This is a genomic window from Brevibacillus brevis, assembly GCF_001039275.2.
GTDB classification, from domain to species: Bacteria; Bacillota; Bacilli; order Brevibacillales; family Brevibacillaceae; genus Brevibacillus; species Brevibacillus brevis_C.
Genome location: NZ_CP030117.1, coordinates 157,501 through 173,380, shown reverse-complemented (window position 1 = coordinate 173,380; position 15,880 = coordinate 157,501). Strand labels below are relative to the sequence as shown.

General features: G+C 44.6%; 22 protein-coding genes (1 of these 22 cut by a window edge). All 22 read right to left on the bottom strand.

The features are described 5' to 3' along the window. Nucleotides 1-9: 9 nt before the first annotated feature. Nucleotides 10-426 carry a hypothetical protein gene (locus AB432_RS01065; RefSeq protein WP_048035613.1) on the bottom strand — a complete coding sequence of 139 codons (417 nt, stop codon included), beginning with the start codon at nt 424-426 and terminating at the stop codon, nt 10-12. Then, on the bottom strand, nt 426-578 hold the full coding sequence (locus AB432_RS30630) for a hypothetical protein (protein ID WP_007725191.1): 153 nt from the start codon (nt 576-578) through the stop codon (nt 426-428). Before AB432_RS30630 ends, AB432_RS01065 begins: the two co-directional genes overlap by 1 nt. 3 nt (nt 579-581) lie before the next feature. Continuing rightward, nucleotides 582-989 carry a hypothetical protein gene (locus AB432_RS01060; RefSeq protein ID WP_048035612.1) on the bottom strand — a complete coding sequence of 136 codons (408 nt, stop codon included), beginning with the start codon at nt 987-989 and terminating at the stop codon, nt 582-584. A gap of 394 nt (nt 990-1,383) precedes the next feature. Next, the gene (locus AB432_RS30625) at nt 1,384-1,530 is read right to left on the bottom strand and encodes a hypothetical protein (protein WP_007725181.1); all 147 of its coding nucleotides are present in this window, start codon (nt 1,528-1,530) and stop codon (nt 1,384-1,386) included. A 12-nt stretch (nt 1,531-1,542) separates the two neighbouring features. Then, nucleotides 1,543-2,382, bottom strand: a complete 840-nt coding sequence (locus AB432_RS01050; RefSeq protein ID WP_048035611.1) for a hypothetical protein — start codon at nt 2,380-2,382, stop codon at nt 1,543-1,545. Beyond that, a complete protein-coding gene (locus tag AB432_RS01045; RefSeq protein WP_048035610.1) occupies nt 2,382-3,281 on the bottom strand; it encodes a hypothetical protein in 900 nt (299 codons plus the stop codon). Before AB432_RS01045 ends, AB432_RS01050 begins: the two co-directional genes overlap by 1 nt. Next, the gene (locus tag AB432_RS01040; RefSeq protein ID WP_048035609.1) at nt 3,278-4,630 is read right to left on the bottom strand and encodes an ATPase, T2SS/T4P/T4SS family; all 1,353 of its coding nucleotides are present in this window, start codon (nt 4,628-4,630) and stop codon (nt 3,278-3,280) included. Before AB432_RS01040 ends, AB432_RS01045 begins: the two co-directional genes overlap by 4 nt. Continuing rightward, nucleotides 4,630-5,748 (bottom strand): hypothetical protein, encoded by a 1,119-nt coding sequence (locus AB432_RS01035; RefSeq protein ID WP_048035608.1) that lies wholly within the window; start codon nt 5,746-5,748, stop codon nt 4,630-4,632. Before AB432_RS01035 ends, AB432_RS01040 begins: the two co-directional genes overlap by 1 nt. Next, nucleotides 5,745-6,533: an SAF domain-containing protein gene (locus AB432_RS01030; RefSeq protein WP_048035607.1), complete on the bottom strand. Its 789-nt coding sequence runs from the start codon at nt 6,531-6,533 to the stop codon at nt 5,745-5,747. Before AB432_RS01030 ends, AB432_RS01035 begins: the two co-directional genes overlap by 4 nt. Next, the gene (locus tag AB432_RS01025) at nt 6,530-7,408 is read right to left on the bottom strand and encodes a CpaE/TadZ family protein (protein WP_048035606.1); all 879 of its coding nucleotides are present in this window, start codon (nt 7,406-7,408) and stop codon (nt 6,530-6,532) included. Before AB432_RS01025 ends, AB432_RS01030 begins: the two co-directional genes overlap by 4 nt. 2 nt (nt 7,409-7,410) lie before the next feature. After that, on the bottom strand, nt 7,411-8,175 hold the full coding sequence (locus tag AB432_RS01020) for a hypothetical protein (protein ID WP_048035605.1): 765 nt from the start codon (nt 8,173-8,175) through the stop codon (nt 7,411-7,413). Nucleotides 8,176-8,324: 149 nt separating this feature from the next. After that, nucleotides 8,325-8,603 carry a hypothetical protein gene (locus AB432_RS01015; RefSeq protein ID WP_048035604.1) on the bottom strand — a complete coding sequence of 93 codons (279 nt, stop codon included), beginning with the start codon at nt 8,601-8,603 and terminating at the stop codon, nt 8,325-8,327. Nucleotides 8,604-8,711: 108 nt separating this feature from the next. After that, complete coding sequence (locus tag AB432_RS01010) at nt 8,712-9,329, bottom strand: DUF4046 domain-containing protein (protein WP_048036019.1); 618 nt, start codon at nt 9,327-9,329, stop codon at nt 8,712-8,714. 97 nt (nt 9,330-9,426) lie between these two features. Further along, the gene (locus AB432_RS01005) at nt 9,427-9,936 is read right to left on the bottom strand and encodes a hypothetical protein (RefSeq protein ID WP_048035603.1); all 510 of its coding nucleotides are present in this window, start codon (nt 9,934-9,936) and stop codon (nt 9,427-9,429) included. Further along, nucleotides 9,933-10,364, bottom strand: a complete 432-nt coding sequence (locus tag AB432_RS01000; RefSeq protein WP_048035602.1) for a TadE/TadG family type IV pilus assembly protein — start codon at nt 10,362-10,364, stop codon at nt 9,933-9,935. The genes AB432_RS01005 and AB432_RS01000 overlap by 4 nt, the downstream gene beginning before the upstream one ends. Continuing rightward, complete coding sequence (locus AB432_RS00995; RefSeq protein ID WP_048035601.1) at nt 10,361-10,858, bottom strand: A24 family peptidase; 498 nt, start codon at nt 10,856-10,858, stop codon at nt 10,361-10,363. The genes AB432_RS01000 and AB432_RS00995 overlap by 4 nt, the downstream gene beginning before the upstream one ends. Further along, on the bottom strand, nt 10,855-11,031 hold the full coding sequence (locus tag AB432_RS00990; protein ID WP_017246982.1) for a hypothetical protein: 177 nt from the start codon (nt 11,029-11,031) through the stop codon (nt 10,855-10,857). Before AB432_RS00990 ends, AB432_RS00995 begins: the two co-directional genes overlap by 4 nt. Before the next feature lie 90 nt (nt 11,032-11,121). Then, nucleotides 11,122-12,036 carry a type II secretion system F family protein gene (locus AB432_RS00985; RefSeq protein WP_048035600.1) on the bottom strand — a complete coding sequence of 305 codons (915 nt, stop codon included), beginning with the start codon at nt 12,034-12,036 and terminating at the stop codon, nt 11,122-11,124. Nucleotides 12,037-12,047: 11 nt separating this feature from the next. Next, nucleotides 12,048-12,944 (bottom strand): type II secretion system F family protein, encoded by an 897-nt coding sequence (locus AB432_RS00980; protein ID WP_048035599.1) that lies wholly within the window; start codon nt 12,942-12,944, stop codon nt 12,048-12,050. Between the two features lie 11 nt (nt 12,945-12,955). Beyond that, nucleotides 12,956-14,443, bottom strand: a complete 1,488-nt coding sequence (locus AB432_RS00975) for a TadA family conjugal transfer-associated ATPase (protein WP_048035598.1) — start codon at nt 14,441-14,443, stop codon at nt 12,956-12,958. Between the two features lie 11 nt (nt 14,444-14,454). Next, nucleotides 14,455-15,858, bottom strand: a complete 1,404-nt coding sequence (locus AB432_RS00970) for a CpaE/TadZ family protein (protein ID WP_048035597.1) — start codon at nt 15,856-15,858, stop codon at nt 14,455-14,457. Next, a protein-coding gene (gene cpaB / locus AB432_RS00965; RefSeq protein ID WP_048035596.1) for a Flp pilus assembly protein CpaB crosses the window boundary here: on the bottom strand, nt 15,855-15,880 show its end. Its footprint extends 703 nt past the window's final position; 26 of the gene's 729 nt are visible here — the last part of the coding sequence; the start codon falls outside the window, past its right edge; the stop codon is at nt 15,855-15,857. Before cpaB ends, AB432_RS00970 begins: the two co-directional genes overlap by 4 nt.

Below are 15,880 nucleotides of genomic sequence, written 5' to 3'. Positions count from 1 at the left end.
CGGGAGCTTTTACAGATCGTAGTCCATGATGTTAACTGTACCTATTCTTTGGACTTGCAAGGAATCAGCCGGCATTGGAATCCATGAGGTAAAGCGAGGGTATGGGATTGCTAGCTCCACGACAAACTCATCTTCGTGGCTCCACAGGACGGGATCGAGTGAACGAGTGCGAGTGATACTGACAGACAGATCCTGCTCTGAAACAGAAAACTTTTTCTCCCTCAGCTCCCGAGCGATCAATGCCCGAACCTCTTGTTGTAAGTTGGCTTCACTCGTCCCCCCGTGGTTGCTGACGTATTTCGTAGCGGCCACGCTCACTTCCAATAATTCGTTTCTGGACTGAACAACCGTATGTACCTGTAAAAGTCCCAATGGAACGAGTAGCATAACCATAATGTTCAGAATCACAGCGATTAATTGACCCATTAGCCTGTACCAAAACGCGTTACTTCAGCGAGCAAATCACCGAAAAACTGCGTGCATGCCGAAAGGAGATTTTGCGGACCGGTGAGAAGCAAACCTACCGTCAAAGGCAATACAATAGCCATTACAGCCAAAATGCTAATCATTTTATTCATGCACTACCACCCTGGATCAAAGTATTCGGACGGCCGGCTTCCCGTAAAGGAAAAGGATGTATCCCCCTCCACAAATTTGTGCAGCCATTGGGTCACTTTTGAAGGCTGGATGGTAACCGACAAGGTAATCGCCTCCTGCCGCTCTTTGCGAGCTCGCTCGCTCTCGGTTCGAGGCCAGCTCCCAGCAAACGCATCTCCTGTCACTTCCCAACCCAATTCTTTCATTTTAAGGAGATAGTAATCTGCTAACTTAGGCTCCAAATACCCGATGTCCTGCATATCATCCAGTAAGTCAGCATAGATTCCACGGGCAATCGCCCTTTCCATTGCGTACAAGTGGTAAGCTCCCAGTGCAGAAGTAACCAATAGAAGGACCAATAGACAAATAAGAAAGACCTTTGCTTTCACCATCTTTTAGCCAACTCCTCTTTAATGGAAGATGACCGTAGCTGCTCGATATACCCTTTCTTGTTGCGTCTGTTTAAGCTGCTCCTCTGGCTGGAGATTCCAAAGCACCGCGCATAAGCTCCCTACCATAATCGAAATGATGAGAAGAACGTGGATGTGCAGCATCATTTTGACGACGTATAGGATGTCCCGTTTTGCATCCTAAAGTTTATGTTTTCATTGCGAGTATCGTAATTCAGCGATGTGATAGATTGGTTAATGCTCTCGGCAGAATCGTTTGCCGCAGGGCTTAACTCATTACCATAACTACTGACACCGATCCCTAACACCATGACACATGCTAAAAATATAAAAAACATTTTCGACATCTCGAATTTCCCCTTTTCTCATACGTGATTTAAGGTATGGCTTTGTCGATCCATCCAACTGCTCGATCTCTCAGCCCGTCTTCTCTCACAACCGATGTGTTTATTTCGGACAAGCTAGAAACGATTATTCCTAAAGAGAACACGATGCACATGATGATTGATAATAGCTTTGTCATAGTTGCTCCTCCTCAGGTCAAATATTTATCCAGAATTTCTGTAAGCAGCTTATACCAAGGAAACATGGCTACCAATAACCCCATATAAAATGCCGGGTAGACAATGACCGTGTAGCCAATCCCTAAAGACTTAATCTTTTTTCGATGACGGAACATTCTTCGGTGATCGACAGCCCACTCCATTCGTTGCATAGTTGTACTTACTTGTCCCTCGCTCAGTGTCTCAATTGTACGCATACTCGATACGAGAATGATTCCGTCGTCGACACCGATTTTGCGTTTAAAGCTCTCAAGTGCATCATTAGGGTCTCTGTTCCACTCAGATAAAGTAGGGATATACTCTTTTAGCTTTCTAGTCGGTCTTGCTGCCTTGACCATGGCATTGTAAATGGGCACCTGATTTTCTAGAAGGGTCACATAGCGATTGATAAATCTGGCGATGTCTGTGCTCAGCATATCCTCCCTGTGATTTGCCCACATCTTCAAGCCCATGTACGGAAGCATGTAACTCCCTGCAGATGCCAGGCACATCGACAGAAGTGGAAATGATTCCATTCGACTTATGACGACCCACATAAGAATAAGGATGCAAACGGTACTTCCAGTCAACAATTGCAGAAACACCCACTCCGGTTTTCCCCACCCAAAAGGTCTTCCTGCTCTTGATAATAACTGCTCCCATTTGTCGTCTTCGTCAGGCTTGAGTGCCTGCTCCCACTTTCCCCACCACACCCCGGAAACAAACAGCTTCGGCTTTTGCTTGTGAAACAAGTACTTCCCGATCATAAACGTTGCACTAAAAACAAATAGAGCGCCTAATCCAAGGTAGGTATACATGATTAGCATTGGCATTAGCGATATCTCCTTCCCCAAATAAACGCCAATAGGATCGAAAAAGTCCAAACAGTCGCCGCAATCGCTAATATGGCTTGTCCATCTGGCGTGTAGAAATAGAGACGATAGGAATCTTGAAGCAACCCTTGATTGTAAGGGATCAAACAAATGCAAATCGCTATGACGATAAGCAGGCTGATCCAAATGGAGTATATTTCACTATCACGCTCATGCTTTTCATCTTGTTGTACAAACATCTCATTCGTTAACCGATTTAGAGGTGATTGAATATCTTCTGTTTCTCCTTCCAAACCACTGGAAATATACGTTGCAAAGTCGAAAGCCCACGGATGGTCCAGTCTCTGCGCAAATTGTTCTACTGCCGCAACCGAGTTTCCCCCATCCGAAAGGCTATTGTTCAGCAGAAGGAGGTCAGGCAATAACTCTTTAGGGCATTCCTCTATCATTTCGCGAAAGGTAAGAATAATGTTTTTGCGACTGTTATAATAACGGGCAAACAACTCGACGAAACGACAGAATGAGCTGATTTTTTTATTCATTTGCACGGTATAGCGTGCGTATAGAATCAGTGTTGGCAGCGAGAGGAATAAGAGAAAAAGCGACAAGGATACAATCATATTTCCTAACAAAATACCCGAGATGAATCCCGCTACCCCGCCAATCATGGATAGTATTAAGTATCCTTCTGCTGTCCCCCCCACGATTTGACACCAACGCTCAAAGCGTTCATACATCATGCGCCGGGTAGAATGCCTTAAAAATTTCCCTCTCCATACCTCAACTGTACGCGGGAAGAATACGCGTGGACTTCTCCATCCCTTATACAGGTGTAAGCCGAGAAACAGAAAGCCAGAGAAGAGACATAGAAACACCGGGAAAAGAAATGTGTAAATCATAGCTGCCTACCTATATCGGTAAGACGTAGCTCTTTCAACACTTCAATGTCTGCTTTGCCGACGTAACACATGTATTCAACTAAATGTGGGCTTAGTTGATTTCCCGTCCATTCATAAGCTCCCGTCTGCATATTGCGAACTACGAGGGGAATAGATTCGACTCGGTTAAAAGATGAATTCCACTCCGTTGTATGAATGGCATCAATAAAACGGTGACCACTGTTGCGGTATGTAAGTGAATTAACAAAATTGACTGCCCTGCTAATCCGCTCCTGGGTCAGCTCGACACTCCGCCCTCCGTATTGATAAACAAGATCGGTCAAATCATGTAACGCTCTATGAGCAAATCGTTCGTGCATCGCACCGATTGTAGCGTCCGTCCCTCTAATTCCGGCATTTATAAAATGATACGCTTCTATTGGCTCACGAATTTCTCCAATTAAAATCGTATTTGCGGTCGATCGATACATGTCTTTGAAGCAATGCCCTAATTCAATGCCGATTTCCTCCACGTTTTGGAGTTCAATCACTTCACCTGGCCAAATATCACCGAATCGCATTTCGTGTTCACTTTCAAAGATCGTGATATATTCTGTCCGAGGGTCCTTCAGCTTCATCATACACATCATCAACGTTGTTTTCCCAGCAGCCATCGGTCCAATAACCAGTACATTGCTGCGTCCGTACACTTGCTGTTCCATTAGCCATTGAATTCTTTCGTCGAAAGCTGGCTGTTGTTGTGTACGGAGTTGGTCGAGCGAAAAAGTAGGCGTAGTAAATCGTCTAACCAGAATGGTCGGTACTCTGGAATAAGGGAAAGTAAACATGGTCAGTCTCGCTTTTAGTGAATGTAAGTATCCGCTCAATCTAGGTTTTTTCTCGTTAAAAGATAGACCGGCTGTATTGGTCAACTTTTGTTGGAGGGTTTCAACCTCTTTCCAGCTCGGTGTGTAAGAGAGAAATTTTTTGACCCCTTGCTCCAAGTACGCAATGTTGCGGTTTGCAGAAATTCGCACTTCCTCTACCCACGGAGACAAATGGAGAACGGCATCGAGTATGCCCCACCCGTATGTAGAAAAGGTGAGACCTTCGTAACCGTTCACATGCGGCAAAATTTGTTCGGTTACTGGTCGTTGGAGGACTTCTTCAAAATAATGCTGCAAGCGAAGAATAATATGGTTGTGACTATCACGATCTCCCTGTTCTGCCAAAGCGAGAATTCGTTGCATCTCTAGCTTCTCTTCTCGAGTTTTGCCAAAATGATTTAAATAATCTCTTGCTGCTTGTTTAATGTCCTCAATGGTTTGGATGTCCGATCTAATTGGTTGTTCTCGTTCTATCCCTCTCATCAGTAAAACACCGCACTTTTATCCATATATTGTGCCTTAGCAATCTCCTTCAAACTGCTGATGTACGATTTGGGAGGGAAAAACTCTTCTATTAATACACTGCAGCTCTGATGAGATTGATTAAGTCTACTCTCCGAAATGCGTGGTACTACACCATAAACCGAAACATCCTCCCCGATTCGAAAGGGTTGCCCAGGATCTAAATGACTGAGTAAAACCTCGCATTTCACTCCTCTTTCTCTCCATTTGTGCAACCACTCTCTGGCACTGTCGATACTAAAGGGATCAGCTCTCACGAATAAAAGATTGCGGTCAACGATATGAAGCAACCGCTGTAGAGTCTCAGACTCAGGAAAGCAGTAACCCCAATCGACGTATACATAGTCAAATTGCATGCGAAACACACGAATTAGATTGCTTAATTCTGAGCTTTTCCATTTGCTAGCAGCATGTGCGTAATACAGATTAGGTAAGTGATCTCTCTGTTTGCAGACATTGCTCCAGTTACGCTTGGCAGTTTTTTGTATATCGATAAAATCAGGACGAAATAAAGATAATTGATGTCGTTGGAGCTTGAAGAAACGCGTTAGATCCGGCTTGGCTTCATTCATATCAAGTACAACAATTCGCTTTTCAGGATGTTGCCTCGCTAGTATGACGGGATAATTAATACAAAAGGTAGTAATGCCAGAAGCTCCGTAGCTCAACAAAGCGTATACGAGCCCCGTTTCTTTTGACGACCCAATATCAGGACACTCTTGCACGAAGCCAAGAATCAAACTGATTTGATGGCGTATTTCTTCTTGTGATAAATGGGCTGATAACAGGTATACACGTTCTAGCCCGGACTCCTCCGCTACCTTCTCAATCATCTTCTCATCCCGATAGAGAGGAACAATAATTAACAGTGAGTTTGGCGGGAGTTGTCCTTTCAGGGCGGGAAGCCATTCCCAAACGGGAGCGTTGAACATTTCGGAAAAGATCACGGTAGCCTCTGGCATATAAAGCTGTACAAGCCGTGAAAACTCCTCCGCCGACTCTGCTACCAGCACATCACTATACTCAGGCATATACGTCTTGGCGAGTGACTTCATCGGATAACAAACTAAAATTTTCATGATGCTTGCTCCTTTGGACCCATGATATGACCTACCTGAAGCATCCCATATGACATTGCCTCGCTTACTATCACATACTCCTCGTCTGTCAAATTAAAGCCGATAAAAGCAGGTAGTGCTGTTGGCTGGACCCGGTAGTCACGATATCGTTTTTCGCCATTCTGCAACGGCTTTTCTCGTGATCCATGAAAGATGGAATCCATCTGATCAGGCGATGGCAACAAGCTCGGCTTTAATGTATAGATCTCAATACCATTACTGTCCCTCACGCTTGCAAGCTGACTTTCAAATAGCAAATCTGCCGTATCATTGGTTTTTCGAAAATGCAGTGGTGTAGGATAGTCTTGCAGCTCCGAGAGACTCTTGTATTTGACCCAAATTTTCACATGATCGCCTTTGCGTAATTCCGTTAAAGGATGAATGGATAGTAGGGGGAACTCGTAGCGCGCCTCCCCTTTTTCCGGTAAAAGCTGCGAATCTGTCAGCTTTTCCACTAATAATTGCTCGCCTTCGTATATAGTCTGCGTGCTCCTTTTCCCCAGAACAGTATCCAAATCACGGGCTGAATCTGGAAGAATTTCATCCACTTCTTCCTGTACAAGTATCACATCATCTTGTGTAATCGGCTCGAAGGCTGATATTTCTTTTCCTGTAGCAACCTTTACAACTGGGGCAAACAGCTTTTCCGCAGCCATCGCGTCAATATATTGAGTCGCTGCATAAAAGGACGCCCCTGCTAACAGAAATGAGATTAAACAAATGACAAGTAATGTTTGCTTCTTCATAACATCCTTCCTTTATAAGCATGAATCAATGACTGGAACTCAATCTCTTCCTCCGGAAAAAGCTCCAATAGTAGATTGGCTTTGGCGCTTGCCAATGCTGTTTTCTCTCCATCCATCAATGGAATCATGTCAGTTACCCGTGTAGCTCCAGGCTGCTGATCCCATAGGGAGAGCGTTCCCTCTACTTTTTTCATGATGCTTGTCCGAGACAATTGGCTATTCCACTTGTTTGCTATCATTTTTATTTTCCTTCTTTCTGTCTTCCACCAAGCAGGGGCTGGACCTACAAGGAACAAACGGGTAAGTCTTGCCAAATCTGCATCAAATACTACCCATATTTCGTCGGCATGCTCAAAAATTTGTTTGGAGTGGATATCATTCCAGTAGGAAGAAACATCAATGACAACAATGGGACTATCCTTACAAATCCGTAGTAACCAGTTGGCTATATCTATTTGAGAAGATTCGTGCTGAAATTGTGCTGGGGATTCTATCTGGATGCGTAGATGGTTATTCTGCATGAGGAGCGATGGTGTAAGCGAATCTCTTATTTGTTGTCGAACTCTACGTTCAAAATCAAGTGCAAAATAATAATAGGAAGTCACTTTTGGTAACTCGCAAAGGGTGACGGGAATGCCTTTTCCTGACCATGCATACGCTAGGTTACTTGCAAGAAAACTAGCTCCAGCCTGTTCGTACAAACTCATAACAGCAATACATTTACGTTGATACGACTCCTGTTGCTCAACTATTGGTGACGAAGCAAGCTTTTCTTTAAGCACTCTCCATTGTCGCTCTTCTTCAATAGACTGTGAAAACTCCCGCTGCTCCAAATCACGGAACCTGGAGACAAAGCGGCTCATTTGGCAAAACATGATTATCCCACCTGGGAATCATTTGATTTATTTTTACTGGCAATGTATTTCTCGAATTTCTCAACCATCTCTCGAACAGTGAGGGACTTGCGATGATAATAGTATATTTTGCGCAGTCGCTCCCGTTCCTGAACTGTCATTTCTGGTCTCACTTTCATGGCTAGCTCGATTAACAGAGCGAGCTCGACGTTGTTAGGTCTTCCTCTTCTCGGTGGATTGGCAAATAGCTCTTGCTGCTTTTTATTAAATGCGTTTGGGTACTCTACCAGCCACATGTCTACCAACATTTCGATATCTTCATGTGTACGTACTCCGAGCTTCATCAAATATTTAAAATATGTGGGGATGGAACGCTCACGTATCTGCCCATTTTGCCAACGGGCAAGGAATCCATTTGGCATAGTTAAGAGCTTGGTTACGTCTCGGATGAGTGCTATCCGATTTGGAGATTGGTATTGAACGACTGCTTCCTTTACTAGCGTAAACAAAATGTCATGATAATTGACGCCTTTATTCCCACTTCCATACTCTGTGATGTACCATTCCTCAACTGCTCGATCAAAATCTCTCCGGCAATTTGATAACTGAAGCTGATTCAGATGCTCATAAAATTCTTCCAGATCATACTGAACCATAAACTCTTCCTGGTAATCTCCAAAAACAAAAGCAATAAAGGATTCCTTAAACTCTTCCAATGACAACAATGTCAGCTTGTTTGTCTCCTCATAGCAGCGGTTGACTAATTCGATTGCACTCTTTGCCAACACGTAAAAATACCCCCATTTTTCTTTTTATAGAGCGATAGATATACTCCAAGAGCATTCTCGACTCATCCAATCTTATTTAGCCTGATAAACCAGGCATTTGGGCTTTATTGGTCGCCTCACACGCACCCGTGCAAGGCGATTAAGAGAACCTACTGCGTTACAAAGTAAAGTTCTTCTCCGGTCGCGAAAAGAAGAGCGATCCTTCCCCCGCGCTCCATGACGGTTGGAGCATTCTCCATTACAATCAGTCCGTCATTGAGTACTACTCTGTCTCCAAATCGATGTACGGATTCGATCTGGAACGCTCCCTGCGGAACTCTTTCCACTGAAAGATACCTGCCGGGTTTGTGCTTCTGGTAGCGTACTTTTCGCCCTAGAAGCTGCTCCACGGATGCAGAGCATTTCTGGTGAGCCTCTACTGTTGCCATACGCAACGCCTCCTTCTCTCACCTGTAGAGTACGGCCGTTTCATCTGCTTATAAGCCTATGAAACTATCTCTACCGTAAAAAAAGACAGCAGGGTTGTGCAAATATTTTTATAACTCTCCCCAATAAGAGGGATCACTAAGTTCGGGATACATTTCAGTGACCATATCAAATGGTGAAAAGTAGAGTGTATCGACTAGAATCTTGAGTTTATATGTTTTCAGGAGCGTATACGCTCTCTCTGTTTTGCTGAAGATACTTGGCAGTTGACGCAAATCTGCCAGCTTTAGTAGATGCTCGCACATATAATCGACGCATATTTTTGCCCGTTCCTCACCCTTTATGCTCTGAAAATAACCGGGGGGAAAATGGCGTCTTATGCCTGAAAGCACTTCCTGGTAAACCCATAGCACTCGTTGCTCTTCTGAAAGCCGAGGTAAATACGGATAAGCAAATTCGACGAAGTAATACACATCCTCAGCCTTTGCCTCAATAGGCGGCTCAATAAATTCTCTCACTAAATGCAGCTTCAGTTCTTTGACATCTTGCAAGCTCAATTCACGTCGCGCTTGCTCTGGCGTCCATCTTTTTACATTTTCAATCGCATATCTGACAACTAATTGGACTTTTTGCTTACGGTACTGCACATCTTCGAACTCATACGGGGAGAAACGCTTTTGCTCTCCGTTAAGAATTCGTTTGTACCTATCGACTATTTTTGAGGGCACTGTTATCTCACTCCTATCCCCATTTTTGGAATATGCTACTAAATTACCATGCGGGAATAGGACAAAAATAACAGTAACTTCGTTCAAAATTGTGACTTTATTCATATACCCCAGACTGGGAGACTCTGTTCATTTTTACAAAAAGCTCATCCCAAAATACAGGTATATTCTTTTCAACCTTTACTTCTAGATGATAGATTCCTTGCAAGTACAGATAAGGCCGTTCACCTTTTTGGTGAGTGACAGAGACTTCATCACTTGTCCCCTCTAGATTCGACCTATTTAATCTCCAAAGAATCTCCGCTTCTTCACGTGCCCCGCGAATGATATCCGCATCACGCCGATCAGCTTCTTCTGTTGTCGCAAACAATCTGATTTGCTTATCACCGTTTGAATCTACGTACTCCCATTTTCCAGCCGCACGCGATCCTTTGGTAATCAGATCTGCTGTATGTTGCATCTTCATTTTTAGATAATCTGTCTGCTCCAAAAATAACAGGATAGAGAGCAGACTGCCCAAGCAGAAGAGAAAGAAGAGCACAGTAATCATTGTTGCCCCGCGCTCTTCCTTCACTCGAATCAAAAAATGATGCAACAGATCATTCATTGCTTCTCCTCCGCATTTTCAACCATCATGTGATAACTTTCGGTTATCTCGTATAATTCCCCCGTAGCGAGAAGCCGAAATGAAACTGTTGCTTCAGCTTTTACATGACTGCCTTTTCTCCAGCCGTTCCCATCAAGCTCCAACTGCACATCTTTATGAAGGACTCCGATACCTTGTGCTAATTCCGATGTGCCTCGCTCTTTCGCATGGAATTTGGCCAAACCGAAATTGGGCTGCACTGCAGCAATTCTCCCTGCCTCATATGCAGCTACCAATGCCTTTTGCTTGTTGTACATCATACTGAATTGGTCAAAGGAGAATACGATCAAGATCCAAACTAAAGGAAACACCAAAATAAATTCAATCATTTGGCTGCCTCGCTCATCTTTCGCCCTCGCACATATCACTCGTCCCATTCGTGTGATCATCCGCTTGCTCCGAAGACATTTCGTACGGATTGGAACACAAAAGCACCCAGCAAATATACCGCGTAGGGGAATGAAAAGGCTGTTTTTCCCCTGCCTGGAAGCCATACTTGTCGATGAGCCGACCATCCGGCTGCTATGATTTGAAGATTGTTGCGTAAACGAGCCCAATTTTGCGGATAGAACACCATAACAATCAGGCACAAAACGATGGAATGCAAAAACAAAGAGTACACCACACTCCAGCTCGTCCAAGCACCAACAGCCATCAGCAGCTTTTGATCCCCCATCCCCATCCCTTTTAAGAATACGGGACCAACTGTCAACAAAAAGGCTCCTGCCACACCTAACAATGCTCCAGCTAATAATTCACCTTCCCACTGATACCATAAGCCGACAGAAATCGCTGGAAAAACAAGAGTATTCGGTATTTTTCTTTGTCTCCAATCCATCCATGCTGCCGCTCCTAACACGCCAAGCAAGACTACGTTTGTCATTTGCTTATCTTTTCTTGCAGTTCCTTCAGCTTCTCGTCTTCGGCAGTGCCTAGTTGTGTCAGTGTCGGAATAAGCACAATCAAGATGACGGCAATGATAATGACCATTTCCACGATCGTAACACCGTCCTCCTCGTACCAAAAACGCTTCACGTAATCTGCGATGGCTCCCATTCCATTCACTCCTCATTGAGATTTTGGTTCTATTTTCACTCTGCCAAAAGACAGTGCCTCTCGCAAAAATATTTACACGGACTTATTTTTCTACAAGCTTTCTCCGATACCGATAAATGCAGGGCCCATCACCAAGAACAATAGCGGTAGACCCATTAACAAAATGACAAAAGGCAATAACCTGATATTTAACCGATTCATATGGGTAGCAGCCTCGTCTTCTTGTTGTCTCACTTGCTCCTCTACTTGAACAGACAACATTTGTGATATGCTAACCCCTTTTTTCATCGCTTCGTTCATCTCCAACGCAATGGTAGTCAACGAATCAACCTCCCACCGAAATGCCAGCTCTTCAAGGGCCTTTCTCCAGTTCCCATGCCTTTTTTCTCCTATTTCTAGGCTCGCCAGCTCTCTGCCCAGTCTTGCATCAAAACGTCTCGCTGTCTGCTTAACAGCCTGCTGCAATGGCATGCCTGCTTCCACAAGTGATTGCACAATGCTGAAAAAGATAGGGACCTGCTCACGAATTTCAGCTTTTGCCCGCTTGTCCACCCAATCTAGCAACATATTGGGTAGCAAGTACAAAAATAAGCTAAACGTTAAGGGAAGCCCAGTCACCATACCGATTTGCTCACCGTTAACCATGGTCATTGCCAATGAAGCTAAAGATGAAGCAATGAAACACATACTGATGAGCCGGAACAAGACAATCTCTGTCAGGCTTATATCAATCTCCAGACGCGCCAATGTTTCCTCTATTTTTTTCTTATCGACACCCGTCCATTTGTAGAAATACTGTAGCAGTACCTGGTTTTTCTCCAAGCCTCGAATCAGTGTCCACCTTTTTCGTCCTTTTTGAAACGCTTGCTCAAGCTTTGCCTGTTGCTCAACATCAATCCTGCCCAAAAGTGTGGAAGAGAATGGTTCTCCCTTACTCACACAAGACGGCAAGCCGTACAGAAATATAGCAACACTCACCATGATACTTATAACGAGAACGAACATTGCACCCTCTCCTATGCTCCCCTGCTTATGCTTTTATGCGCAACATAACGAATTGCTTCTCCCCCAATCAAAATAGAAGCCAAGCTACCCAAAATAAGCAACCGTCCCCCCATTGTGGCCGTTAGTGGGTCGAAATGATTGGGATTATTCACATACAACGCAATGACAAAAACAAACGGCATGACACTTAGTAAATTTACTTGTGCAACGATCTGAGCCATAGCTGCTTTTTGTCTACGGAGTGACTGTCTGCGCCGCAATATCGAAGAAGCAGCCAAATCGAGCGTTTTGGCCATATCTCCACCCATCTCACGTTGAATGTGAACAATGGTCGCTAAATATTTGACATCTGCTGATCCTGTACGTTCAAAGAATCGATTCATTACGTGCTCCAACGGGACTTGTGCCCGCAATAGCTCTACAATGCGCTTGTACTCCTCTAATACAATTTCTGATAAAAATGGACTAGCCGCTACCTGTTCAAACGCATGTAAATACGATGGAGAGGTACGTAAAGAACTGGCCATGAGACGAATCGCTTTTACATTGCCTGCTTCGAAATCGTCCTTTCGACGAGCCCCCCATACACTCACCAACCGTTCGGTAAACATAATCCCTGCCAGCAAAGCAGGCAATGCCATCCACCAAGACTGCAAGATCTGACTACTCACACCAAAGGACGCGATCCCCAATAAAAAAGAGAGGGTGACATACTGGTTTACCCCCCACCCTGAGCGCGATTTCGCCAACCTCTCCTCAAACTGCTTCCAAATCGTTTTTCTGTCCTGTTGCAGCACTTCTACGATTTCGTGCTTCCCCGTTGGTTCCCGCATGTAAAATTTGTTGGGCATGATCAATAACAGGATGGCCATTCCCATCCCTATCGCAACAGGTAAGCTAATATCCATGCCTTCTCCTCCTATAGCGGTATTGGTGTGGTGAAAAAGACTTGCTCAATCTCCTCTCGCGACAGCCCTTTCTCTAGCCATCGCTTAATCAATCGCTCTGGGCGATAGCCTGTCCATTTGAAGTGACCCTTTACTCTCCCATTCTCCACCCCAGTTGCTTCGTACACGTAAATATCTTGTAAATACACCCGATCAGGGAGAACCTGTTTAATGTTGCAAGCCCGTTTTATCCATTCTTCATGCGATTGCCCCGTCCCCACTACCTCCGTTATTGCAACCACCTTGCGACTGCCATCTTCTTCAAAACGTTTTACTTGAACAATCAGATCTAGTGCTGAACCGATCATTAAATTGCGCTCCTCAGCACTATACCCTTCATCTGCTTTTCCAAATAAAATGGGCAATGTTGAATCGACCAAAGCTCGCGGTGAGTTTGCATGCGCTGTGCTCCAGCTACCAGGGTGATCTGTATTCATCGCCCAAAGCATATCTACGATTTCACCACCTCGTGTCTCACCGACCATAATGACATCCGGCCTTTTTCTTAAGGACAAACGAACACAATCCTTGATCGAAAACCCACCCTTGCCCTCATAATTCGCAGGTTTCGCTAAAAATCTGCGCACAAAAGGATGCTGAAGCTTCATCTCCAAAACGTCCTCGATCGTAATAATACTTAAATGATCAGGGACATATTGGGAGATAAGGTTGAGCATGTGTGTCTTGCCTGAGCCTGTTCCTCCACTGACAATGCCAGATGCACGAGATAAACGGACGGCTCTGTTTAAAAAGAGAAGCATCGGCTCGCAAATGGAACCATACCTCAAGTAGTCGAACTCGCTGAGTAACTCACGGTGTTTTCTGATCGTGAGCATATGACCATCGGGAGAAATAGAGCGATGTGTAGCAGCAACCCGGGAACCGTCTGGAAGCTGTGTATGTAGCTCTGCTTTTGTTTCATTAAACTCACGCCCCATTGTCGCTGCAATTTGTTCCAATAAGCGCAGCAGCTCCTCCTCATCGCGAAAAACAGCAATGTCCGGCGATTCAAGGCGACCAGTACTTTTTCTTTCAATGACGAGATAGTTATAGCGGTGAAAAAGAATCTCCGTGATGTCGTTATCCTCTAATAAAGCGTCTAATGGCCCCCAACCGGTCAAAGAATGCAGTAATCGTTTTACTTCTGCTTCTCTTTGTACGGAAGTCAGGGTGGTTTGCGACTCCAACAGCATTCGAATATCTGCCGTCAGCTCATCTAAAAAGAGTGGGGACTGCTTTTCTTCCCATAATCGTTTTCCGTATTTCTCGACAATCTGGGTGCGTATCGATGTTTCTCTATCTGTCCCGACCCATTTTTCATTCGTCCGCTCGTGATCGGGGGCTTGCATTTTTTCGTGAAGCGTCGAAGGAACTCCCGCCATTCCCCTGCCGGTTGATCGTAATTCTTGCGCAGGTCGGACTTGATTAGAGATGCCTAGTAAGTGTTTTTTATCGAACATGACACCCTCCCTTATCCCCATAACCACTTGAAGAGAGATGTTTTCTCTTTTTGTTTCTCTTTTCCAGCAGCCTTCATTTGCTCCCCATCTACGGGGAACAGTGCTTTTCCTAATGTTTCAATGGCTTCCTTGGCCGGAATTCTCCCTGTCTGGAGCATAACTGGCGTTCCGGTGTTAATCGATTTTTTTACTTCCACATCGTCAGGTATTGAGAAGATTTTTTTGCTAGGGTGAAGTTGGAAATAGGCACGAATTTCATCCAAGGTAAACATTTCTTTCCGCTGCAAACGATTCATACAAATTTGAATGCGTTCTTCAGGGTACTCTGCTTCTCTCAACAGTTTCAGCAATCGTTGAATATTTTCAATGGAATCTACCACCGGATTTCCCACCATCACGACATGTTCTGCAAAAAACAGCGCTTGAATCGTTGCATCTGTTGTATCAGGAGCCGTATCGATTAGGATGACGTCGTAGTTGCTTTGTTTTAACGTTTCGAGAATCAGATATAAATGATAGTCACGGATTTCAAAGCTTTGCCGAATATCACGGGGGGAAGTAAGTACATGCAATCCCGTATCAGGATGAGCAACCACATATTTCTCGATTTGTTGTGGAGATAACGGCAAGGCTTGTGCGTATTCCTGCCATTCCTCACTGCTAATGGAATACGGCTCTTTTCCTTGACTCTGAATAAGGGCATGCAACTGAGCATCAAGATCCTTTACCCACGTAAAAAGATTAGGGGTACGAGGGAGATTCAAGGTAGTCGCAAATGTTCCGAGATCAAGATTGAAGTCAACAGCGATTACCCGCAATGGGAGACCTTCGTTTTTTTGCATGGAAAAGAAAATTGCTAACTCTCGAGAAATAAATGTTTTTCCTACGCCACCCTTTGGACCGTAAACAGTAATAAGCTGTTTGGGACGAGCCATTTCAGGAACTTGACTTTCTGTGATCGGCTCGGGGAATGACGGCGGTTGGCTCGGATAGCTCTTGGTTTGTTCCTGGATGATATACTGCTGTTGTTGTGGCGCAGCTTCTGCTACCATGCCTGGAGGTTGTATCATCATGGCTAACGCTTCAATTTGCCCTGATTCAATGGGCTTGGCAATAACCCATAAGCCTAAGTTCCGGAAAAAGGGCTCCCACATCAGTTCATTGCTTGAGCAAGCAGCAATAAATGAAAGATGAGGAAAGGCTAGCCGAAACTGCTGACACAACACCCCTCTTTCCGTTCCCTTAATACCACCCAGCAACACAAAATGAGGTTGGTTTGCCTGTAGTTTTGCCCATGCCTCTTCCACTCCGAATGCTTCCCCGCACACTTCTATCCATCTGCTGTTTATAAGTTGAGCCGTTAACAAGCGAACTGAATCTCGATCATCATCTACTATGAGCAAACGCCTTTTCACTCGTGCTCCTCCTTTTGAATTC